This window comes from Micromonospora sp. M51, assembly GCF_018070305.1.
GTDB classification, from domain to species: Bacteria; Actinomycetota; Actinomycetes; order Mycobacteriales; family Micromonosporaceae; genus Micromonospora; species Micromonospora parva.
The window spans coordinates 1-21,352 of sequence record NZ_JAGPXZ010000018.1; the positions used below are offsets into that span (position 1 = coordinate 1).

The 21,352-nt window shown below is 70.0% G+C and carries 21 protein-coding genes and 4 tRNA genes; 24 read left to right on the plus strand and 1 reads right to left on the minus strand.

The window, feature by feature from the left end; all coding sequences use genetic code 11:
• From KBX53_RS02180 to KBX53_RS02195, 4 genes are all read left to right on the plus strand, one after another.
• A partial coding sequence (locus tag KBX53_RS02180; RefSeq protein WP_210857641.1) for a NuoM family protein occupies window positions 1–1,469 on the plus strand: 1,469 nt, incomplete at its 5' end.
• On the plus strand, window positions 1,466–2,953 hold the full coding sequence (locus KBX53_RS02185; protein ID WP_210857642.1) for an NADH-quinone oxidoreductase subunit N: 1,488 nt from the start codon (window positions 1,466–1,468) through the stop codon (window positions 2,951–2,953). The genes KBX53_RS02180 and KBX53_RS02185, both read left to right, overlap by 4 nt.
• A 116-nt stretch (window positions 2,954–3,069) precedes the next feature.
• Window positions 3,070–3,945 carry a zinc metalloprotease HtpX gene (htpX, locus tag KBX53_RS02190; protein ID WP_210857643.1) on the plus strand — a complete coding sequence of 292 codons (876 nt, stop codon included), beginning with the start codon at window positions 3,070–3,072 and terminating at the stop codon, window positions 3,943–3,945.
• 137 nt (window positions 3,946–4,082) lie between these two features.
• A complete protein-coding gene (locus KBX53_RS02195) occupies window positions 4,083–5,342 on the plus strand; it encodes an MFS transporter (protein WP_030329826.1) in 1,260 nt (419 codons plus the stop codon).
• 179 nt (window positions 5,343–5,521) lie between these two features.
• Here KBX53_RS02195 and KBX53_RS02200 read toward each other — a convergent pair whose 3' ends face one another.
• Window positions 5,522–6,016, minus strand: a complete 495-nt coding sequence (locus tag KBX53_RS02200; protein ID WP_030329827.1) for a YajQ family cyclic di-GMP-binding protein — start codon at window positions 6,014–6,016, stop codon at window positions 5,522–5,524.
• A gap of 147 nt (window positions 6,017–6,163) precedes the next feature.
• On the opposite strand from KBX53_RS02200, the gene KBX53_RS02205 reads away from it, so the two are divergent.
• From KBX53_RS02205 to KBX53_RS02305, 20 genes are all read left to right on the plus strand, one after another.
• Window positions 6,164–6,247, plus strand: a tRNA-Tyr gene (locus tag KBX53_RS02205).
• A gap of 422 nt (window positions 6,248–6,669) precedes the next feature.
• Window positions 6,670–7,173: a hypothetical protein gene (locus KBX53_RS02210; RefSeq protein WP_210857644.1), complete on the plus strand. Its 504-nt coding sequence runs from the start codon at window positions 6,670–6,672 to the stop codon at window positions 7,171–7,173.
• Window positions 7,174–8,215: 1,042 nt separating this feature from the next.
• Window positions 8,216–10,747, plus strand: a complete 2,532-nt coding sequence (locus KBX53_RS02215) for a bifunctional diguanylate cyclase/phosphodiesterase (protein WP_030329854.1) — start codon at window positions 8,216–8,218, stop codon at window positions 10,745–10,747.
• 93 nt (window positions 10,748–10,840) lie between these two features.
• Window positions 10,841–10,913, plus strand: a tRNA-Thr gene (locus tag KBX53_RS02220).
• Between the two features lie 24 nt (window positions 10,914–10,937).
• Window positions 10,938–11,010 (plus strand) — tRNA-Met (locus KBX53_RS02225).
• A gap of 132 nt (window positions 11,011–11,142) precedes the next feature.
• On the plus strand, window positions 11,143–11,310 hold the full coding sequence (gene rpmG / locus KBX53_RS02230; protein WP_007073056.1) for a 50S ribosomal protein L33: 168 nt from the start codon (window positions 11,143–11,145) through the stop codon (window positions 11,308–11,310).
• Window positions 11,311–11,436: 126 nt separating this feature from the next.
• Complete coding sequence (locus tag KBX53_RS02235; RefSeq protein ID WP_030329856.1) at window positions 11,437–11,883, plus strand: MaoC family dehydratase N-terminal domain-containing protein; 447 nt, start codon at window positions 11,437–11,439, stop codon at window positions 11,881–11,883.
• 1 nt (window position 11,884) lies between these two features.
• Window positions 11,885–12,277: a MaoC family dehydratase gene (locus KBX53_RS02240; protein WP_030329858.1), complete on the plus strand. Its 393-nt coding sequence runs from the start codon at window positions 11,885–11,887 to the stop codon at window positions 12,275–12,277.
• A gap of 129 nt (window positions 12,278–12,406) precedes the next feature.
• Window positions 12,407–12,479 (plus strand) — tRNA-Trp (locus tag KBX53_RS02245).
• 213 nt (window positions 12,480–12,692) lie between these two features.
• The gene (gene secE, locus KBX53_RS02250; protein WP_030329860.1) at window positions 12,693–13,082 is read left to right on the plus strand and encodes a preprotein translocase subunit SecE; all 390 of its coding nucleotides are present in this window, start codon (window positions 12,693–12,695) and stop codon (window positions 13,080–13,082) included.
• A 38-nt stretch (window positions 13,083–13,120) separates the two neighbouring features.
• Entirely contained in the window at window positions 13,121–13,843 is a 723-nt protein-coding gene (gene nusG / locus KBX53_RS02255; RefSeq protein WP_030329862.1) for a transcription termination/antitermination protein NusG, read from the plus strand.
• Between the two features lie 186 nt (window positions 13,844–14,029).
• The gene (gene rplK, locus KBX53_RS02260; protein ID WP_030329864.1) at window positions 14,030–14,461 is read left to right on the plus strand and encodes a 50S ribosomal protein L11; all 432 of its coding nucleotides are present in this window, start codon (window positions 14,030–14,032) and stop codon (window positions 14,459–14,461) included.
• Window positions 14,462–14,539: 78 nt separating this feature from the next.
• Entirely contained in the window at window positions 14,540–15,256 is a 717-nt protein-coding gene (rplA, locus tag KBX53_RS02265; protein ID WP_030329866.1) for a 50S ribosomal protein L1, read from the plus strand.
• A gap of 80 nt (window positions 15,257–15,336) precedes the next feature.
• Complete coding sequence (locus KBX53_RS02270; RefSeq protein ID WP_036411012.1) at window positions 15,337–16,212, plus strand: ABC transporter ATP-binding protein; 876 nt, start codon at window positions 15,337–15,339, stop codon at window positions 16,210–16,212.
• Window positions 16,209–16,898, plus strand: coding sequence for a hypothetical protein (locus KBX53_RS02275; protein WP_210857645.1), 690 nt, complete (start codon window positions 16,209–16,211; stop codon window positions 16,896–16,898). Before KBX53_RS02270 ends, KBX53_RS02275 begins: the two co-directional genes overlap by 4 nt.
• 340 nt (window positions 16,899–17,238) lie before the next feature.
• Window positions 17,239–17,784, plus strand: a complete 546-nt coding sequence (gene rplJ / locus KBX53_RS02280) for a 50S ribosomal protein L10 (RefSeq protein ID WP_030329872.1) — start codon at window positions 17,239–17,241, stop codon at window positions 17,782–17,784.
• 54 nt (window positions 17,785–17,838) lie between these two features.
• Window positions 17,839–20,088, plus strand: a complete 2,250-nt coding sequence (gene infB / locus KBX53_RS02290; RefSeq protein WP_256443301.1) for a translation initiation factor IF-2 — start codon at window positions 17,839–17,841, stop codon at window positions 20,086–20,088.
• Between the two features lie 90 nt (window positions 20,089–20,178).
• Window positions 20,179–20,475 (plus strand): DUF503 domain-containing protein, encoded by a 297-nt coding sequence (locus tag KBX53_RS02295; RefSeq protein ID WP_030337604.1) that lies wholly within the window; start codon window positions 20,179–20,181, stop codon window positions 20,473–20,475.
• A gap of 111 nt (window positions 20,476–20,586) precedes the next feature.
• A complete protein-coding gene (rbfA, locus tag KBX53_RS02300; RefSeq protein WP_210857646.1) occupies window positions 20,587–21,087 on the plus strand; it encodes a 30S ribosome-binding factor RbfA in 501 nt (166 codons plus the stop codon).
• On the plus strand, window positions 21,084–21,352 hold a 269-nt coding region (locus KBX53_RS02305; protein ID WP_369009996.1), incomplete at its 3' end, for a bifunctional oligoribonuclease/PAP phosphatase NrnA. The genes rbfA and KBX53_RS02305, both read left to right, overlap by 4 nt.

Here is a 21,352-nt window from a genome sequence, read left to right on the forward strand (position 1 = left end):
TGCCGGCGGAGGGCGCCGTCGCGGTGGCGGCAACGCCCCGGGACCGGGCAGCCCGCCTGGTCGGCACGATCGCGGCGGCGTTGACCCTGCTGGCGGCGGTGCCGCTGGTGTTCGGCGGTCGAGGTTGGGTCGCCTGGTCGGCTGGCGCCCCGGCGGTGCGCCCGTGGCACCAACTGGATCTGCCGTGGGTGCCCGGTCTGGAGCTGCGCTTCCACCTCGGCGTCGACGGCATCTCCTGGCCGCTGGTGGTGTTGACGGCGCTACTCACGCTGCTCTGCTGCGCGTACACGATGTGGCGGGTGCCCGGCGGCGGCAGCGGCCGGGCGTTGGTCGCGCTGCTGCTGGTGGTCGAGATGGGCATCCTGGGCACCTTCCTCGCCCTGGACCTGGTGCTGTTCTTCCTCTTCTTCGAGGTCGTCCTGCTGCCGATGTACGCGATCATCGCTGGCTGGGGTGGCGCGGACCGGCGTCGGGCCGCCCGGAAGTTCGCCCTCTACACACTGTTCGGGTCGGTGCTGCTGCTGGTCGGCGTGTACGTCGTGGTCGCCGCCGCCGGCACCGCCGACCTGGTGACGCTGACCGGTGGGGCGGGGTTGTCCAGGGGCACCCAGTTGGCCGCGTTCACGCTGTTGGCGTTGGCTTTCGCGGTGAAGAGCCCGCTGTGGCCGCTGCACTCCTGGCTGCCCGACGCGCACACCCAGGCACCCACCGTGGGCAGTGTCGTGTTGGCCGGTGTGCTGCTCAAGATGGGCACGTACGGTCTGATCCGGGTCGCGGTCGGGGTGGCGCCGGAGGGTGCCCGCTGGGCGGCGCCGGTGCTCGGCGTGCTGGCCGTCGCCGCGATCCTGATCGGTTCGCTGGTCTGCCTGGCCCAGTCGGACGTGAAGCGGCTCATCGCGTACTCCAGCGTGGGGCACATGGGTTTCGTACTGCTCGGCGTCGCCACGCTGACCGCCACCGGCATCCAGGCGGCGTTGATCGGCAACGTCGCGCACGGCGTGATCACCGGCCTGCTGTTCTTCCTGGCCGGGGCGGTGAAGGACCGTACCGGCACGGGTGCGCTCGCGGAGCTGTCCGGGCTGCGGGAGACCGCGCCCCGGTTGGCGGGTCTGCTCGCGTTCGCGGCGATCGCGTCGCTGGGCCTGCCCGGGTTGGCCGGCTTCTGGGGTGAGGCGTTCGCGGTGGTCGCCGCACTGCAGGTGGGCGGCCCGCTCTGGACGACCCTCGGGGTGCTGGCGGCGGTCGGTGGGGCGCTCACCGCCGCGTACTTCCTGCGGTTGCTGCGCCAGGTCACCCACAACCGACCGAGCCCCGCCGTCGGGCAGGTCGGCGCCGGCCTGGCCGGGGCGGAGTTGACCGCCTGGGTGCCGCTGGTGCTGCTCGCGTTGGCCATCGGGCTGGCGCCGACACTGGTCCTCGGTGTCGCCGAGGCCCCGGTCGACGCTCTCATCGGGGTGGTCAAGCCATGAACGTCGTGCAGAGCGTGGACAGCGTCGCGCTGCTCCCGGCCTACCTGGCCGCCGGCACGGCCGTGCTCGTCCTCATCACCGACCTGCTCGTGGCGCGGCCACGGGCCACCATCGCGGTGGCAGCCCTCGGCGCGCTCGGCACCGCCGTCGCTTCCGCGCTGGTCGGGGCGGGTGCCGAGCGGCGCACGTTCTGCGTGGGCGCCGACTGCTCATGGATCTTCGGCGGTCGCGCGGCACTGGTCGGCGCGGTGGTCGCACTGCTGACGCTGGGTGTGCTCGGGCTGTCGGTGCCCGCGCTGCGGGCCGGGTGGTCACCGGTCGGGGAGTACGCCTTCCTGCTGGCCTGCTCGATGACCGGCGGCGTGGTGCTCGGCGCGGCCGGTGACCTGATCACGCTCATCGTCGCCCTGGAGACGTTGACCCTGCCGCTGTACGTGCTGGTCGGCCTGCGTCGGGGGAGCCTCGCCAGCGCCGAGGCGGCGTTGACCTTCTTCGTGGTCAGCGTGGTGGCGACGACGCTGACCCTGCTCGGCGCGGCGCTGCTGTACGCGGTGACCGGCGGGCTGCACCTGGACCGGCTCGGCGGTTTGCTCGCCGAGCAGCCTGAGCTGCGGGACCTGCCGTTGACCAGCGCCGCGGTGGCGGTGCTGCTGGTCGGGTTGGCCTTCAAGGTGGCGGCGGTGCCGTTCCACGCCTGGGCGCCGGCCACCTACGACGGCGCGCCGCTGCCGGTGGCCGCGTACCTGTCCACCGCGTCGAAGCTGGGCGGCCTGATCGCCCTCCTCGCCGTGGTGCAGCGGGCGTTGCCCGCCGACCAGACCGGCCCGGTGCTCGCGGTGCTCGCGGTGCTCACCATGACCGTGGGCAACCTGGTGGCGCTGCGTCAGCGGCGGACCGTCCGGCTGCTCGCCTGGTCGTCAGTCGCGCAGGCCGGCTACATCCTCGCCCCGCAGGGAGCATTGGCGATGGCCGCCGGGCGCACCGACGAGGCGCGGTCCGCCGCGTACGCGGCCGCCGTGGCGTACGCCGTCTTCTTCGTGGTGTTGGAGCTTGCCGCCTTCGCCGGGTTGACGGCCCTGCGGCCGGCGGGCGCGGACGGCGGCACGGTGGACGACCTGCGCGGCGCGGCCCGCCGGCATCCGTGGCGGGCTGCGGCGTTCGGTCTCGCGCTGGTGGGTCTGGCCGGTCTGCCGCCGGGGCTGGCCGGCCTGTTCGCGAAGGTGACAGTGGTCCGGGCGCTGTTGGACGGTGGCGCGGCGTGGCTGGCGCTGGTGGTGGCGCTGAACGCCGTGATCGGCCTCGCCTACTACCTGCGGGTGACCGCCGCGCTGTGGGCACCGACGCCCCTCGCCGCCCCGAACGTCGGGGGCGCTGCGGCCGTACCCGTGGTGGGTGTGGTGGCGGTGGTGCTGGCGGTGGCGACGGTGGCCGCCGTGGTGCTGGGTGTCGCCCCGCAACTGGTGCTCGACCTGGCCGGCCGTTGACCTGACCTGCGACTTCGGTCTCAGTGAACTCTCAGCGTTGTAACGGATGGTTGGTGGGTACCGGGTTGTTACACCGGTCAGCGGATCCCGGCGATCCGTGCACCGAAGGAGACATCGTGCACCACAACCGTCTGAAGACCGCAGCGCTGCTTGGCCTGCTCAGCGCCCTGATCCTGGCGGTGGGCTACTGGTTCGGCGGCAGCGGCGGCCTGGTCATCGCCGTCCTCGTGTCTCTGGTCATGAACGGCGTCACCTACTTCTACTCCGACAAGCTCGCGCTGCGCTCGATGGGGGCGCAACCGGTCACCGAGGCGCAGTTCCCCGAGCTGTACCGGATGGTCCGGGAGTTGGCCGCCGACGCCCGGCAGCCGATGCCGCGCCTCTACGTCAGCCCGACCGCGCAGCCCAACGCTTTCGCCACCGGTCGTAACCCGCAGCACGCGGCCGTCTGCGTGACCCAGGGCATCACCGAGATCCTCGACTACCGCGAACTGCGCGGTGTGATCGGGCACGAGCTGTCCCACGTCTACAACCGGGACATCCTGATCTCCAGCGTGGCGGCCGGCCTGGCCAGCATCATCACCCTGCTGGCGAACCTCGCCTTCTTCATCCCGCTGGGCGGCGGGGACGACGAGGACCGCCCGAACCCGGCTGTGTTGCTGCTCACTCTGATCCTGGGCCCGATCGCCGCCACGGTGATCCAACTGGCGATCAGCCGGAGCCGCGAGTTCCAGGCGGACGCCTCGGGCGCCGAGTTGAGCCGCGACCCGCTGGCCCTGGCCAGCGCGCTGCGCAAGATCGACGCGGTTGCCCGACGCCGGCCGTTGCCGGCCCAGGGCCAGCTCACCAGCACCGCCCACCTCATGATCGCCAACCCGTTCCGGGGTGGCGGCATGGCCGCGCTCTTCTCCCCGCACCCGAAGAGGGAGGACCGCGTGGCCCGGCTGGAGCAGATGGCCCGCAACTCGGGGCCGGTCCAGTTCCAGCGCTGACCCGCTGATCGACCGCCTCCGCCCGTACCCGGCCACGCCGGGTACGGGCGGACTGCTGTATTTCCGTTGTCTACCCGCCCGGCGGTGGCGTTAGGGTCATAACGGCTCACGCTCATTACACCCTCGGGAGGTTCACGGTGACCGCGCTGCGTCAGTACCTGGGTGTCTGGCGGATCCCCGGGGCGCCCATGCTGTTGGTCACCGGCATCATCGGGCGGCTCGGAATCGGTATGACCCCCCTGGCGCTGCTCCTGGTGGTCGAACAGGTGACCGGGCGCTACTCGCTGGCCGCCATCGCGGGCGGCATCTACGCCCTCGCCGGTGCCGCGCTCAGCCCGATAGCCGGACGGGTCGCCGACCGGGTCGGCCCCACCCCCGTCCTGCTGCTCACCGCCGTCGCCCACCCGCTGGCGCTCATCGGGTTGCTGCTGGCCAGCCGCTCCGGCGACGACGCTCTCCCCGTCATCTACCTCGCCGCAGGCGTGGCCGGCGCCACCTACCCGCCACTCACCGCCGCCATTCGAGGCGCCTGGAACGACCTGACCAGCCCGAACTCCGGCCGTTCCCACCTGCGCAACACGGCAATGGCCGCCGAGACCACCCTCTTCGAGATCGTCTTCGTCCTCGGCCCACTGCTCGTCGCCGGCTTCGTCCTCGTCGCCGACGCGTCAGCCGCGCTGATCGGTGCGGCGGTGGTCACCCTGTTCGGCACGACCGCCGTGGCCCTCGGCCGGGTCATGCGCGGCTGGCGCCCGCACCCGCGCGAACACCACGCCCGCGGGCTCGGCCCGCTGCGGGTCCCCGGCTTCCCGGCCCTGCTGATCTGCGTGGCCGGCCTGGGCATCGCGTTCGGGGCCGCCGGGGTGATCGTGCCGGCGTTCGCGAGCGACCACGCCACCGACGACCCGGAGAGCCTCGCCGGTGTGCTCCTCGCGGTCTGGGGGATCGGCAGCGCCCTCGGCGGGCTCTGGTTCGGCGTCCGCCGGCCAGCACCGAACATGACCCGGCAGTTCGCCTTCCTGCTCGCCGCGCTGGCCGCCACCTTCGCCGTGTTCGCGGTGATGCCCACCCCGCTGGCGTTGGGTGTCGCCCTGGTCGCCGGCGGGGCCACCATCGCGCCCGCCTTGACCCTGGAGAACACCCTGGTCGGCCGGATCGCCCCGACCGGCATGCTGAACGAGGCGTACACCTGGGTGGTCACCGTCGCGGTGGCGTCCAGCGCGGCCGGCGGCTCGGTGGCCGGCGTGATCGTGGACCACGCCGGCGGCGTCCGCTGGGCGTTCCTGTTCGCCGGGGCGGCGGTCGCCGTCGGTGCCGTGGTCGCCGCACTGCCCGCCGGGCCCATCGCCCGCGCGGAAACCACAGCGGTACGCACCGAACAGCCCGTCCCCGCCTGACCACGTGCGTACCTAGCGGGCGTCTCGGTCGGCCCGTGCTGTGGTCGGATCGTGCTTGATCGACTCAGGTTTCTGAATGTCGCGGTGACCCAGTCGCTTGGATGCCCCGACTTTCAGGAACCCGAGTCGATCTCACCCGGATGCGCTGCGTCCCCAGGTCGGCTCGCCGTGGACAGCCGTCAGCGGTAGTTGTTGAACTGAAGGGCCACGCCGAAATCCTCGCCCTTCAACAGCGAGATGACGGCCTGCAGGTCGTCGCGCTTCTTGCCGGTCACCCGCAGTTGGTCGCCCTGGATCTGCGCCTGCACGCCCTTGGGACCCTCGTCGCGGATCTTCTTGCTGATGGCCTTGGCCTTGTCCGCCTCAATGCCCTGGATCACCTTGCAGTCGATCTTGAAGATCTTGCCCGACGGGCGCGGCTCCCCAGCATCCAGCGACTTCAGCGAGATGTTCCGCTTGACGAGCTTCTCCTTGAACACGTCCAGCGCGGCGCGGACACGCTCCTCGGTCTCCGCCTGAAGACCGATCGCCTCCTCGCCCGACCAGGAGATCTCAGCGCCGGTGCCGCGGAAGTCGAACCGCGTCGCAAGCTCCTTCTCCGCCTGCCGAAGGGCGTTGTCGACCTCCTGACGGTCAACCTTGCTCACGATGTCGAACGACGGGTTCGCTGCCATGTTTCTGCTCCTGCTGTCCGGCGGTCTGGGCCTGCCGTCGGCCGCCGACCAGCGGCACGACCCCCTGACGGTACCCGGTTGCGTCGGTGCCGGGGGGAGCCGCTATTCTTGCTTCCGCCGCCGCGTTGCGACGCGGTGGGGTGCCCTGGCGGGTTGCCCGAGCGGCCAATGGGAGCGGACTGTAAATCCGTCGCGAAAGCTTCAGAGGTTCGAATCCTCTACCCGCCACCAGGTGCAGACACGGCCCCTGACCAGCAGAGATGCTGATCGGGGGCCGTTGTCGTTGGTCCGGCCGAGTCCAGCAGTTGACGACTGGTTGAAGCCGTTGACCGAGGTGGGCCGGGCCAGCCTCAAGCAAATCGACTCGGGCGCCGGGGGCCAGCTCGGGGCAGGTGATGGTCTCTTCGCCTCCGTTGGCATAGCTGACGTTCCCCGAGCGGAGGTGCCCCGCCTTGTCGGTGATCCCGCCTCAGGTTGGAGGAGTGCGCTCAGCCGGCTGTGCTGTCCGAAAAGCCTGCTCGCGCCGGCTGCCCGCTGGTGACCGGCCGGCCCTGCAACTACTGGTCCGGGAACGGCGCGGGATTGCCCGTCCGTTCGGCGTTGTTGACCTTGAGCCCCACCCATGCGCGGGTCGGCCGGCCTACTGTGTCGTCGTGCCTGGACCCGACGATGCCACTGACACACACGTCAAGGTTCGTTCGCGACGCTGGCGTATCTGGCTGCTGTCAGTTGTCGCCGTTGCCGCCTGCTGTTTCGGCGTGCTCAAGGTGAGAGACGCCCCTGCGACTGAGGCGCAAGGCTATGTGTCTCAGATCAGCGTGCGCGGTTACGAGCGGGTGCACGACTACATCGATCCTGGTACAGCACCCGCCGAGCAGCGCGCCGCAGTCGCGATCTTCGTCGGCCCTCCGGACGACAACGTCGTCGCCCGCGTGTCCGGACCAGGGCTCGTTGTCGGCGCTCCAGCAACGGATCCGGCCTTCCCTGATTTCGAGATGATCGGCTACGGCAGTTGGCACGGCTGTTTCGTGCACGTCGATCGCTGGAAGACGAGTGATCCACCCATGTCGTACCAACTGACGACCGAGCATCTGACCGCGTTCCGGGCGGGACGGCTGTCCGTGCTGTCCATCGCTGTTGGATGTGGCGGTGGATGACCGCGCGCTCCGGGCGGCCTCGCGAGTCCTCGCTGCTTCCGTGCCGCCTTGCCGTGGGCGTCTTTTCGCTTCGAGGGCAAGCCATCAACGCGACATCGCCGTGCGCCGATATTGTCGCCGGCACGAGTCAACACGGGGCCCGATCGCACGAGCGGTCGGCCGGACATGTCGCCGCCTCCGGCCCAACAGCCGGCACCGTGTCGGCCTGCGGCCAAAGTCGGCTGACCGCCGAATTCTCCCGCTGTGGGCGCACGCTGGCGAAGCACTGAAGCCGAGGTGCGGGCGTCGCGGTGGTCAGTGTTGGTGCGCGTGGCGGTAGGTCGGCGCCCACATCGATGGCGACTTCGCCACATCAGCGCTTTTCGTATCTGTCGTCATCGATGAAAGTTCCACGCCTAGCTGCGCATACCCTGCCTGTGGTCAGCGTTCGTTCTGCTGGCGACCAAACTGAAATGAACCCGACGAGGTACTGGCGGGATGGCGGAGAGCCGGTATGGTGGTCGATGGTCGGATCGGAGGCGCGCGTTCGTCGCGGGCTGTTGAGCGTTGCTGACGGTGACCGTCGTACCGGATGTGGCAGTGCCTACAGCTGGACCCGAATTGCGTTGAAGGTCGCATTCAACACTGGGTGAAACGGTTAAGCGACCTGCAGGCTCGTGATCTGGCCCGGTGCGTTGGGGGCGGTAGGCCGAACGGCGGGAAGTAACAGACGGTGGGGCCAGTCGGGCGACCACCACTTCTCTGGCTGCCCGCGCTGTGGCACGATCGTGGAACCTCCATCAACGCTGTACATCTCCCGACAGGAGCGATCATGTCTGGTCGAAGGCTAGGCCGACTCGGTGGGTCTCTCCTCCTTGTTCTTGCTGCCGCCGCCATCGTCGCCTTCCCCGCTGGCCTCTATGACAGCAGTGCTCGCGGAGCTCAGGCCATCGATCTCATCTGGACCGTCGCTCCGGAAGGCACTATCGTCGGCAGCGGTCGCTGACTCGTTCAGCTCACCCCAAGCCAAGGGCGGTAAACCGCAGGCGCCGTAGGGAGCGGTATGGCTCCGCGTGATCGATCGCGACGTCGTTCGGCGGATCGTGCATGGTTCATCACCGCGCCACTGGTGTTCTTCGCCGCGATCTGTTCCATCGTCACGGGGCTGGTGTCGTCCCAGCCCTTCGGTGACTGGCTCCTCGCGCTCCTGTTGCTGGTCGCCATGGCCGCCGTGGGCATGCCGGTCCTCAACTTTGTGGTCCGGCGGCAGTCGTTCGGCATGACCCTGACCGAGATTCCGCTGGTGTTAGCGCTGTTTCTGCTGCCACCGCTGACCGTCGTCGCGATCTACACGGTGGCGTCCATGCTCACGCAGACGCGGCACCGGTTCGCGCCTGTCAAGTTCTGGTTCAACGTAGCCAAGGCTGCCGCCGGGACCTCTCTCGCCGTCCTCCTCCTTCAGGCGCTACCGCCGTCGAAGGAGGTGGACGACCCCGGCACCTGGCTGAGTCTCTTCGCGGCCGTGACCGCGGTGATCCTGGTCAGCCTTCTCGGCATCGTCGGCGTGCACACCCTCCTGCAGGGCTGGCAGGCCGGACGGGACTCTCTCCGCACCGCACGTCCCGCTCTGCTCACTGCGGCGATCAACGTCTCGCTCGGTCTCATCATCCTGATCGCCGTCACCACCACCTGGTGGTCGTTGGTGCTGCTGGCCGCTCTCGGTGCGGCACTGGTCCTGGTCTACCGCTCCTACGCGGAGTTCTTCCGGCAACACCGGACGCTGGCCGCGATGTACGACCTCACCCGCGCTATCGGGGAGCGCGGCCAGGACGGCACCCTCGTCGATGCGCTCCTGGGTCGGGTCCGGGCCCTGATGCAGGCCGAGTACGCCACGCTGTGGCTGCCCGCCCAGGGCCGCCATCCCGAGGTGCTGCTCACCGCCCGGGTCGACGACTCGGGGCTGTTGGATGTCGTACCCACGCCGGCGTCCCTTCGGCAGCGAGCGTCGGACGAGGGGCGGACCATCGCGGTGGGGCGTGCTTTCGACGAGAAGGCGAACGAGCGCCAGGCGTTGAGCCACAGCAAGATCAAGGACGTCATCGTGGTGCCGCTCCGGTCCGGCCAGGCGGTCATCGGCACCCTGGAGGTCGCCAATCGGCTCAGCGATGTCGGTCATTTCACCCGTGGTGACATCCCCATCTTCGAGACGGTCTCCGCGCACGCCGCCGTGGCCCTGGAGAATTCGCGACTGGTCGACCGGCTGCGGCACGACGCGCACCACGACACGTTGACCCGGCTGCCCAACCGGCGACGGATCACCGGAGCGCTGGACGAGTCGGTCAAGATCCGCGCGCCGGGCGAGGTGGTGGCGCTGCTGCTCTTCGACGTCGACGGGCTGCGCCAGGTCAACGAGTCCCTGGGTCACGCCGCCGGCGACAAGGTCCTCACCGAGGTCGCCAACCGGTTGCGGGCCAGCGCACCGTCGTCGGCTCTGGTGGGCCGTGCCGGCGGGGACGAGTTCCTGGTGACACTGCGGTTGGAGAGCGCCGAGGCCGCGCTCGAGTTGGCCGCCCAGCTGCGCGACCAGATCCGCGACGAGATGGTCTTCGACGCGCTCACCCTCGACGTGAACACCGCCGTCGGGGTGGCCGTACACCCGGATCACGGCAGCGACGCGGCGACCCTGCTGCTTCGGGTCGACCTCGCGGCCACCGCGGCCAAGTCGGTGCCGGGCAGTGTGCAGCTGTTCAACCCCGCGCTGGAGTCCCGTTCACTGCGCCGGCTGGGCCTGGCCGGCGATCTGCGCCGAGCACTGGACCAGGGCGAGCTGGAGGTCTACTTCCAGCCCAAGGTGACGCTGCGGGACCGGCGCCTGGTTGGTGTCGAGTGTCTGGCCCGCTGGGAGCACCCGGCGCACGGCACCGTCGCGCCGGAGGACTTCGTGGCGGTGGCCGAGCACACCGGCCAGTTGAGCCGGCTCACCGAGGTGGTGCTGCGCGAGGGCCTGCGCCGCAGTCGGGACTGGGCCCTGGCCGACCAGCCGCTGCCCATCGCGGTCAACCTCTCGGCTCGTACGCTCATCGACCAGCACTTCCCGGACCGGGTCCAGGAGTTGTTGACCGAGTACAAGGTGCCGGCGCAGCGCCTCACCCTGGAGATCACCGAGTCGGGGGTGCTGGACGGCACGGACCGGCCCATTCCCACCCTGCAACGGCTGCGGGATCTCGGCGTACGGCTGTCGGTGGACGACTTCGGCACCGGCGACTCGTCCCTGGCGCACCTGCGGCGGCTGCCGGTGCACGAGGTGAAGGTGGACCGCTCCTTCGTGCAGGGCATGGCTACCGATCCGGGGGACCTGGCGATCGTCAACGCGGTGGTGACTCTCTCCCAGCAGTTCGGCCTGGCGGTGGTGGCCGAGGGGGTGGAGAGCGAGTTGACCCTGGAGCTTCTCCAGGACATCGGTTGTGAGATCGGGCAGGGCTTCCTGTTCAGCAGGCCGCTGCCGTACGAGCGGTTGGCTGCCTGGTTCGGTGCCCAGGTCGAGCCGGAGACGATCTCCAACGGGGAGCTGCCGCGCCTCCGAGTCGTGCCCTGAGCAGGGCGCGGACGATCACGGGGGATCCGATTTCACCTGTCGAGCCGGGCCGTGTACTCTTACTCCTGCGCGCCCCACGGGGAGATCGCGCAGGCCCCCTTAGCTCAGTCGGCAGAGCGTCTCCATGGTAAGGAGAAGGTCTACGGTTCGATTCCGTAAGGGGGCTCGAGGGTTCAGCTGGACCCATCGCAGCGGTGTAGCTCAGATGGTAGAGCAAGCGGCTCATAATCGCTGTGTCGCCGGTTCAAGTCCGGCCACCGCTACTCTCGTCTTCCGGGCTAGTTGCCGGTGGTCGTAAGAATGGGCGCTTCTGGCGCCCACTTTGCATGTCCGCGCTGTCAGCGTCTAGGCTGGCGCGTCGTAGTTGTTTCCGTTAGCGAGGAAGGCACTCCGCCGTGGCGAAGGCTACCGATGTCCGGCCGAAGATCACTTTGGCGTGTGTGGAGTGCAAGGAGCGCAACTACATCACGCGCAAGAACCGGCGCAACGACCCCGACCGCATCGAGCTGAAGAAGTTCTGCCCGCGCGACGGTCGGCACACGGTCCACCGCGAGACCCGCTGATCGCTGGCCGGCCTTTGGCCGGCCACCGTCGAAGCTTTTCCGATCGCCGATCTGACCGGTGTGGTGCGGCTCAGCCGCCGCCTACCGATCAGGTCGGCGATTGGGCTTTCCGTGTAGGTTCGCCGCATGCCTCTGGACGCCTCCTTCGTCGGCCGGACCTATCCGCCGACCGCCCCCTACCAGGTGGGCCGAGAAAAGATCCGCGAGTTCGCCACCGCCATCGGCGCCACCGATCCGGCCCACCACGACCCGGAGGCCGCGCAGGCGCTGGGCCACCCCGACGTGGTGGCTCCGCCGACCTTCCCGGTGATCGTCACGATGGCCGCGAGCCGCCAGATCATCGAGGACCCGGCCCTGGGTGTCGACTACAGCCGCCTGGTGCACGGCGACCAGCGGTTCGCGTACACCAGGCCGGTGTTCGCCGGCGACGAGCTGGTCTGCACGAACACCATCGAGGACGTCAGCACCCGGGGTGGGCACGGCTTCCTGACCACCCGCACCGACGTGAGCACCGTCGGCGGGGAGCCCGTGGTGGCGGTCTGGGCCAGGTATGTCATCCGTGGGGAGGCGTGAGATGGAGTTGCCAGCACAGACGTTTCGGGTGACCCGTGCGGACCTGGTCCGTTACGCCGGCGCCTCGGGCGACTTCAACCCGATCCACTGGAGCGACCGGGTCGCCACCTCTGTGGGTCTGCCCGGGGTGATCGCCCACGGCATGTTCACCATGGCTCTGGTCGGCCGGGCGGTCACCGAGTGGGCCGGTTCGCCGGACGCGGTGGTGGAGTACGGCGTGCGGTTCACCCGGCCGGTGGTGGTCCCGGACGACGACCAGGGGACCGAGATCGAGGTCACCGCGCGGGTCCGTGAGGTGACCGAGGATGGTCTCACCCGCCTGGAGGTGACCGCCACCTGCCTGGGGGAGAAGGTGCTGTCACAGGCGCGGGCAACCATCCGGTCGGCGCGCTGAACAGAGCCCGCCACGCGTGGCGGAGAGACCGGTTGGGAAAGTCGGGCGGCTACCCGTACACTGGTCCGCCGTGGGGCAAGTGACCCCTGCTCGGTCGTCTGTGGCCGCGTGGGGCGAGTGTTGCCGCATAGGGGTGTAGCTCAATTGGCAGAGCAGCGGTCTCCAAAACCGCAGGCTGCAGGTTCAAGTCCTGTCACCCCTGCGCCTCAGGCCTGACCGTTCCCGTGGGTCGCGCCGCCAGCTCGGCGGCGTCCGGCCCGTGGTGGTGGCATCGGCGGGGTGGTTCCGAGGCAATCGGGCCCTCCGGCTGATCCACCGGCCGCGGCCCGTCGCGGGACGGTTGGGTCCGGCCGGCGTGACCAGCGCCGCGTACGCCACTCGGCGTGCGACCCAAGATTCCGCGACGGAGGGCGAAGTGGCCGACAACAAGCGGCGCGACGACGACGGCGACGATCGTCTGGACGACGAGATCGTCGACGACGTGGCCGACGACGACGCCTCCGGCGCGGACGAGCCGGTTTCCCGGGGTGGCACCGCCACGCGGTCCCGCGCCCGGGCGGAGTCGGCGGACAGCCGGCCGACCACCCGGTCGGAAACGGGTCGGGTGGGCGTCTTCGGGCGCATCGCCCGGTTTTTCCGCGAGGTTGTAGCCGAACTGCGTAAGGTCATCTGGCCGACCCGCAAGGAGTTGCTGACCTACACCGCCGTGGTGGTGGCGTTCGTCGCGGTGATGCTGACGATCGTGGGTGTGCTGGACTTCGGCTTCGCCAAGGTCGTGTTGTTTGTCTTTGGCAACTCGGACTGACCGGCTGCCTCCAGCCATAGTGACGGAAGTGAGCGAGCGTGCCTGAGTACGACGAGACCGCCGGAGAAGTGGACGAGCAGTCCACGGTCGCGACGGCGGCTGGTGACGAGTCGGTTGAGGCCGCCAGCGAGCCGGAGTTCCCAACGACCGAGCCCGCACCGGACGAGGACTACGACCCGGTCGCGGAGCTGAGGCAGAAGCTGCGTTACGCGCCGGGTGACTGGTACGTGGTGCACTCTTACGCCGGCTACGAGAACAAGGTCAAGACCAACCTCGAGACCCGGATCACGAGCCTCGACATGGAGGACTTCATCTACCAGGTCGAGGTGCCGACCCGGGAAGAGGTCGAGGTCAAGAACGGTAAGCGTTCGCAGATCCAGGCGAAGGTCTTCCCGGGTTACATCCTGGTCCGGATGGAGCTGACCGCCGAGTCCTACTCGTGTGTCCGCAACACCCCGGGGGTGACCGGCTTCGTCGGCGCTACCGACCGGGCTGACCGGCCCGCTCCGCTCTCGCTCGACGAGGTGCTGAAGTGGCTGGCGCCGGCCGTCGAGACCGAGCAGAAGAAGGCGAAGCCGGAGATCAAGGTCCTCGACTTCGAGGTGGGCGACTCCGTCACCGTCACCGACGGCGCGTTCGCGTCGCTGCCGGCCACGATCAGCGAGATCAACGCCGACCAGCAGAAGCTCAAGGTGCTGGTGTCGATCTTCGGTCGGGAGACTCCGGTGGAGCTCAACTTCAACCAGGTCGCCAAGATCTGACTGGTCGTCGGCGGCGGGTCCGGCCCGCCGCCGACGTCGGCGTACGCGCTCTCGCTCGACCTCGGCGGACGAGTGGGCTGCGGCCTGCGCTACTCTTGAATGTCGCCGCTGTCGCACCGCGCTGACCGTGCGCGCCCGAGGGCGGCGACAGCCGCTTTTTCCCAGCTCCAAGCCCCAGGAAGTGACATGCCTCCGAAGAAGAAGCTCGTCAAGACGTTCACGCTTCAGTTGCCGGCGGGCCAGGCCACGCCGGCGCCGCCGGTCGGCCCCGCGCTCGGCCAGCACGGCGTGAACATCATGGAGTTCTGCAAGTCCTACAACGCGCAGACCGAGTCCCAGCGGGGCGACATCGTCCCCGCCGAGATCAGCGTGTTCGAGGACCGGTCCTTCACGTTCGTGCTGAAGACCCCGCCCGCCGCCCGGCTGCTGCTCAAGGCCGCCGGTGTGCAGAAGGGGTCTGGCGTTCCGCAGTCCGACAAGGTCGGCGCGGTCAGCCGCGGCCAGCTCCGTGAGATCGCCGAGAAGAAGATGGCCGACCTCAACGCCAACAGCATCGAGCAGGCCGAGAAGATCATCGCCGGCACCGCCCGGTCGATGGGCATCACCGTCAACGACTGACGTCGGCCCAGGCCGTCGACCCAACCGTGGGAGGGCTCGCGCCGAGCGGCCCGCCAGAGACCACAGGAGTAATCAGCAATGCAGCGCAGCAAGAGCTACCGCAAGGCCGCCGATGTCATCGACCGGTCGAAGCTCTACACCCCCACCGAGGCCGTGAAGCTGGCCAAGGAGACCACCAACGTCAAGTTCGACGCCACGGTCGAGGTCGCCATGCGCCTCGGCGTCGACCCCCGCAAGGCGGACCAGATGGTCCGCGGCACGGTCAACCTGCCGCACGGCACCGGTAAGACCGCCCGCGTGATCGTGTTCGCCAGCGGCGCGAAGGCCGAAGAGGCCGCCGCCGCGGGTGCGGACGAGGTGGGCACCGACGAGTTGGTCGCCCGGATCCAGGGTGGTTGGCTCGACTTCGACGCGGCGATCGCCACGCCGGACCAGATGGCCAAGATCGGCCGGATCGCGCGGATCCTGGGCCCGCGCGGTCTCATGCCGAACCCGAAGACCGGCACGGTGACCATGGACGTCACCAAGGCGGTGCAGGACATCAAGGGCGGCAAGATCACCTTCCGGGTGGACAAGCACTCCAACCTGCACCTGATCATCGGCAAGGCCTCCTTCACCGAGGGCCAGCTGGTGGACAACTACGCGGCGGTGCTCGACGAGGTGCTGCGCGCCAAGCCGTCCGCGGCCAAGGGCAAGTACCTCCGCAAGGTCATCCTGACCACCACGATGGGCCCGGGTGTCCCGGTCGACCCGAACCTGGTGAAGAACCTTCGGGAGGACCAGGCCGAGGCCTGAGTCGACAGTTCGCTCCACCGGGGCGCCGCCACGACCGTGGCGGCGCCCCGGCGCGTTCGAGGTGTGGCAGGCTCGGGCCCATGCGGCTGGAGAACGTCTGGTTGCGGTACCACCGGCGGGGGCCGTGGGTGCTGCAGGGCATCGATGTGCGGATCGGCCCCGGCGAGGTGGCGATCGTCCTGGGCCGCAACGGGGTGGGCAAGTCGACACTGCTCCAGGTGGCCGCGGGGGTCCTCCGTCCGGGCCGGGGCCGGGTCTCCGGCCGGCCGGCGCGGGTGGGCTGGGTGCCGGAGCGGTTTCCCGCCGACCAACCGTTCACGGTGGCCCGCTATCTGACCGGGATGGCCCGGGTGGCGGGGCTGGGCAGGGCCGCGGCCGACGAGGCGGTGACCTCCTGGATCGACCGGCTCGGGCTGTCCGCCTTCCGCTCGGTCCGACTGCCGGAGCTGTCCAAGGGCACCGCGCAGAAGGTCGGCCTCGCCCAGGCGATGCTGCGCCCACCGGGCCTGCTGGTCCTCGACGAGCCGTGGGAGGGGCTGGATGCCACCACCCGTGAGCTGGTCCCCGAGCTGATCGCCGAGGTGCTCGCCGCCGACGGGTCCGTCCTGGTGAGCGACCACCGCGGCGAGACGGTCCGGCTGCCGGCCGCGCGTCGCTGGTTGGTGGCCGACGGCTCGCTGGCCGAGGAGACGTCGTCGACGGACGAGACGATCGCCGTGGTCGAGGTCGCGGTGCCGGCCGCGCGGGTCGCCGGCACCGTCGCCCGGTTGCGCGCCGAGGGCCATCAGGTGCTGCGGGTACGCTCCGACGCCGCCACCGCCGTGCCCCAGGGCGGACCCGCCGAGCCGCTCCCGGCAGCGGGCGCCGCCCCACCCGCCGAGCCGCCGATCAGCGTGACCGGGCAGCCGGAGGCCGCCGACGCGGCGGTCGAGCCGGCGGCGGGGGAGGCCCGGTGAGCGCCCTGATCCGGATGCGGTTGACCGGTTTCCTGCGTACCGGCCGGGCGGTGGCACCGCTGCTCGCCGGCCTGATCACGCTCGGCATCCTGTACGGCGGTGGCCGTGCCCAGCCGGCGGAGGCGTACGGCGTCTCCGCTGTCGTGCTCTTCCCGGTGCTCGCCTGGCAGACCAAGATCCTGTTGGACGTCGAGCCGGACGTGCAGCGTCGGCTGGCGCAGGTGACGGTCGGGGTGGCGCGGGAGCGGCTGGCCGGGCTGCTCGCCGCAGCGGTGGCGGCGCTGGTGACGGTGGCCGTCGCGTTGCTCTTCCCGTGGCTGGTGGGCGGGGTGTCCGGCCCGGTCGATCCGGGGGACCGGTCGATTCCGGTCGGGCTCGCGCTGGGGCTGTGGGCGCACCTGCTGGTCGTACCCGCTGCTGTGGCTCTTGGTGCGCTGGCCAGCCGGGCATCAGTGGGCGGCGCCGGGTACGGCGTCGCGGTGTTGGCCCTCGGCGGGGTCGGCGCCGTGGTGCTCGGCCTGACCGGTTCGGTGGCCCCCTGGCTGGCTCCGCCGATCATGGCGGCGGCGCGCACCACCGGCGGCGAGGCCGCCGCGCTGACACTGCTGGGGCTGAGCGGGTGGGCGTTGGCCTGGAGTGGTGCTGTCGTCGGCGGCTACCTGTGGCGGCGGCGGGCCCAGGGCTGACCGCCACCGGCGTCGGTGGCGCGGCTCACAGGGGGCGATTTGGTGCTGCTGGCCCGGGCGCGTAGTCTTCAACAGTCATCCGTGTTCTCATGGATGAGGAACCACCCAGAGACCGCTGGTCACCGTGCTCCGGCACGGTCGAAGGTCCCGCGACAACGGGCGACCCGCGTAGGGCGGCAAGCGTAACTCGGCAGTGCACATGGTCCGCCGACCATGATGATCTGCCGGCCCTCGCCCCGTGCGCCCTGCGCCGGGGCTTTTTCGTTGTCGTGCTGCCTCCGCCCCCGTTCCGGCTTCGGCCGAGACGGGGACCAGCCTCGAGTAACGAGAGAGGAGGGACATGGCGGACAAGCCGATCCGGGCCGACAAGGCCACGGCCGTCGCTGAGCTGACCGAGAGCTTCCGCAGCTCGGGCGCCACCGTGCTGACCGAGTACCGCGGTCTGACGGTTTCCCAGCTCACCCAGCTTCGGCGCTCGCTCGGCGCCGACACCAGCTACACGGTCGCGAAGAACACGCTGGCCAAGCGTGCTGCGACGGACGCGGGCATCACCGGCCTCGACGAGCTGTTCACCGGTCCTACCGCGCTGACTTTCGTTTCGGGCGACGTCGTCGAGGCGGCGAAGGGGCTTCGCGACTTCGCGAAGGCCAACCCGAAGCTCGTCATCAAGGGCGGTGTCTTCGAGGGCAAGGCCATTTCCGCGGCCGAGGTCACGAAGCTTGCCGACCTGGAGTCCCGCGAGGTGCTGCTGGCCAAGCTGGCCGGCGCGATGAAGGGCAACCTGAGCAAGGCCGCGGCCCTGTTCCAGGCCCCGCTGTCGAAGACCGCCCGTCTGGCGGCTGCACTGCAGGACAAGCGCGAGAAGGAGGGCGCCGAGGCGGCCTGAGGCCCCCACGGCGCACCAGTTCTTACTTAACAGAAACAGGAAAGGACGCCAGACATGGCGAAGCTCAGCACCGACGAGCTGCTCGACGCGTTCAAGGAGATGACGCTGATCGAGCTCTCTGAGTTCGTGAAGCAGTTCGAGGAGACCTTCGAGGTCACCGCCGCTGCTCCGGTCGCGGTTGCCGCTGCCGGCGGTGGCGCCGGTGGCGGTGGCGGTTACCGCGGCGGCCCTGGTGGCGGCGCGGGTGCCGGCGGTGGCGGTGGCTACCGTGGCGGTCCCGGTGGCGGCGGCGGTGCTCCCGGTGGCGGTTTCCGTCCGGGTGCTCCGGCTGGCGGCGGCGGTCGTCCGGGTGCCGGTGGTCGTGGCCGTGGCGGCGGTGCCGCGGGTGCCTTCGGGCGTCCGGGTGGCCGGCCGACGCGCGGTCGCAAGTCCAAGAAGCAGCGCAGACAGGAGTTCGACAACCTGTCGGCTCCGACCATGAGCTCGGGTGCTCCCCGGGGTCAGGGTCAGGTCGTCCGGCTCTCCCGTGGCGCCTCGCTGTCGGACTTCGCCGACAAGATCAACGCCAACCCGGGTTCGCTGGTCCAGGAGATGTTCAACCTGGGCGAGATGGTCACCGCGACCCAGTCCTGTTCTGACGACACCCTGCAGCTGCTGGGTGAGCACCTGGGCTTCGACATCCAGATCGTCAGCCCGGAGGACGAGGACCGCGAGCTGCTCGCGCAGTTCAACATCGACCTCGACGCGGAGGTGGCCGAGGAGCGTCTGGTCAGCCGTGCGCCGGTGGTGACCGTCATGGGTCACGTCGACCACGGTAAGACCAAGCTGCTCGACGCCATCCGCAAGGCGAACGTCGTGGCCGGTGAGGCGGGTGGCATCACCCAGCACATCGGTGCCTACCAGGTGCACGTTCCGCACGATGGTGTGGACCGCGCGGTGACCTTCATCGACACCCCGGGTCACGAGGCGTTCACCGCCATGCGTGCCCGTGGTGCCCAGGTGACGGACATCGTGATCCTGGTCGTCGCGGCCGACGACGGCGTGATGCCGCAGACCATCGAGGCGTTGAACCACGCCAAGGCGGCCGACGTGCCGATCGTGGTCGCGGTCAACAAGGTCGACAAGCCGGAGGCCAACCCGGACAAGGTCCGCCAGCAGCTGACCGAGTACGGCCTGGTCGCCGAGGAGTACGGCGGCGAGACCATGTTCGTCAACGTGGCCGCCAAGCCCGGCATCGGCATCGAGGAGCTGCTCGAGGCCGTCCTGCTGACCGCCGACGCGTCGCTGGAGCTGACCGCTCCGATCGACGGGCCGGCGCAGGGTGTGGCCATCGAGGCGCACCTGGACAAGGGCCGCGGTGCGGTGGCGACGGTGCTGGTGCAGAAGGGCACCCTGCGGGCGGGCGACTCGATCGTCGCCGGTGGGGCGCACGGCCGGGTCCGGGCCATGCTCGACGAGAACGGCAACCAGCTCTCCGAGGCTGGGCCGGCGCGTCCGGTCATGGTGCTGGGTCTGACCGCGCCGCCCGGTGCGGGTGACACGTTCCTCGCCGCAGCGGACGACCGCACGGTGCGGCAGATCGCCGAGCAGCGACAGGCACGGCGGCGGGCGGCGGCATTCGCCAACTCCCGTGGTCGGGCCACCCTCGAGACGCTCATGGAGCAGCTCAAGGAGGGCGAGAAGACCTCGCTCAACCTCATCCTCAAGGGCGATGTCTCCGGTTCGGTGGAGGCCCTGGAGGACGCGCTGTTCAACCTCGACATCCCCGAGGAGGTCCAGCTCAAGGTCCTCGACCGGGGCGTCGGCGCGATCACCGAGAGCAACGTCATGCTCGCGAGCGCCTCGTCCGAGCCAGTCACGATCATCGGCTTCAACGTGCGGGCCTCGAACAAGGTCCGTGAGATGGCCGACCGCGAGGGCGTGGAGATCCGGTACTACACCGTCATCTACCAGGCCATCGAGGAGATCGAGGCAGCGCTCAAGGGCCTGCTCAAGCCGGAGTACGAGGAGGCCGAGCTGGGCACCGCGGAGATCCGCGATGTCTTCCGCTCGTCCAAGATCGGCAATATCTCCGGTTGCATCGTCCGGTCGGGCGTCATCCGACGCAACGCGAAGGCTCGACTGCTTCGGGACGGGACGGTCGTGGCGGACAACCTCACGATCACCTCGCTCAAGCGGTTCAAGGACGACGCCACCGAGGTCCGCGAGGGCTTCGAGTGCGGTCTGACCCTGGGTGGTTACAACAACGTCCAGGTCGGCGACGTCATCGAGACCTTCGAGATGCGGGAGAAGGTTCGCGCCTGATCCGGCAGTGACACGCTGATCAAGGGGTTTACGCCGACCGGCGTAAACCCCTTGATCATGCGGGGCGGGTTGGCGGTATCGTCCGGGGCGATGTTCACCGGAACCGCGGTCTTCGACCTGCTGCTGCCAGGCGACTCCAGGTCGCTCAAAGCCAAGAGATCATATGTACGGCCGATCGTGGCGGCGCTGCGCCGTTTCGAGGTGTCGGCCGCCGAGGTGGGCGCGCTGGACCTGCATGGTCGAGCGCAGCTCGCGGTGGCCGTGGTGGCCGCCGAGACGACGCACGTCCGTGAGGTGCTGGACTCCTGTGAGCGCCTGGTGGCCGCGCGCCCCGAGGTCGAGTTGCTGTCGGTCCGTCGCCGGCTCTACGGGGCGGACGACGACTGACCATGGTGCCGGCTGTGCCGGGCGACCGGCGCGGCCGCGAAGGTAGTGTTCGAGATGTTGGCCGGTCGGCCCGCGGGCCGACCGGGAGCAGGACGCCGTGGAGGTGGCGAGATGTCTGCTCCGGCCAAGGTACGCCGGCACGCGGAACGGGTGCGTGAGCGGGTCGCGTCGGTGGTGCGGAGCCAGATCAAGGACCCGCGGCTCGGGATGATCACCATCACCGACGCCCGGATTACCGCTGACCTGCGCGACGCGACGGTCTTCTACACCGTGCTCGGTGACTCGGTGGCCCAGGCGGACACCGCCGCGGCGCTGGAGAGCGCCAAGGGGATGCTGCGCAGCACTGTCGGCAAGGCGCTCGGGCTGCGCCACTCGCCGACCCTCACCTTCGTCCTCGACGACGTGCAGGACCAGGTCAAGCACATCGACGACCTGCTCGCCGCCGCCCGTAACGCCGATGCCGAGGTGCAGCGGCTCGCCGCCCAGGCGAAGTACGCGGGCGAAGCCCAGCCGTACCGGGTGGACGACGACACGGACGAGGCCGACGAGACGGACGAGGCCGACGAGGCCACCGACGTCAAGGATTCCCCGCGGGGTGGGGAAACGCGGTGACCAGCACCGCCGACGCCCCGCTCGCCGGGGCTACCGGGCTCGGCCCCGCCGAGGCGGACTGGGCCGCGGCCGAGGCGTTGCTGCGGGCTCTCCCGCCGACCGGCCGTACGCTGCTGATCTGCCACGTCAACCCGGACGGCGACGCGCTGGGCAGCATGCTCGGCTTCGGTCTGGGCCTGCGGCAGTTCGGCGTACGCGACGTCCAGGCGACCTTCCCCGGGCCGCCGGAGGTGCCGGAGCCGTTCCGTGGGCTGCCCGGTCTGGA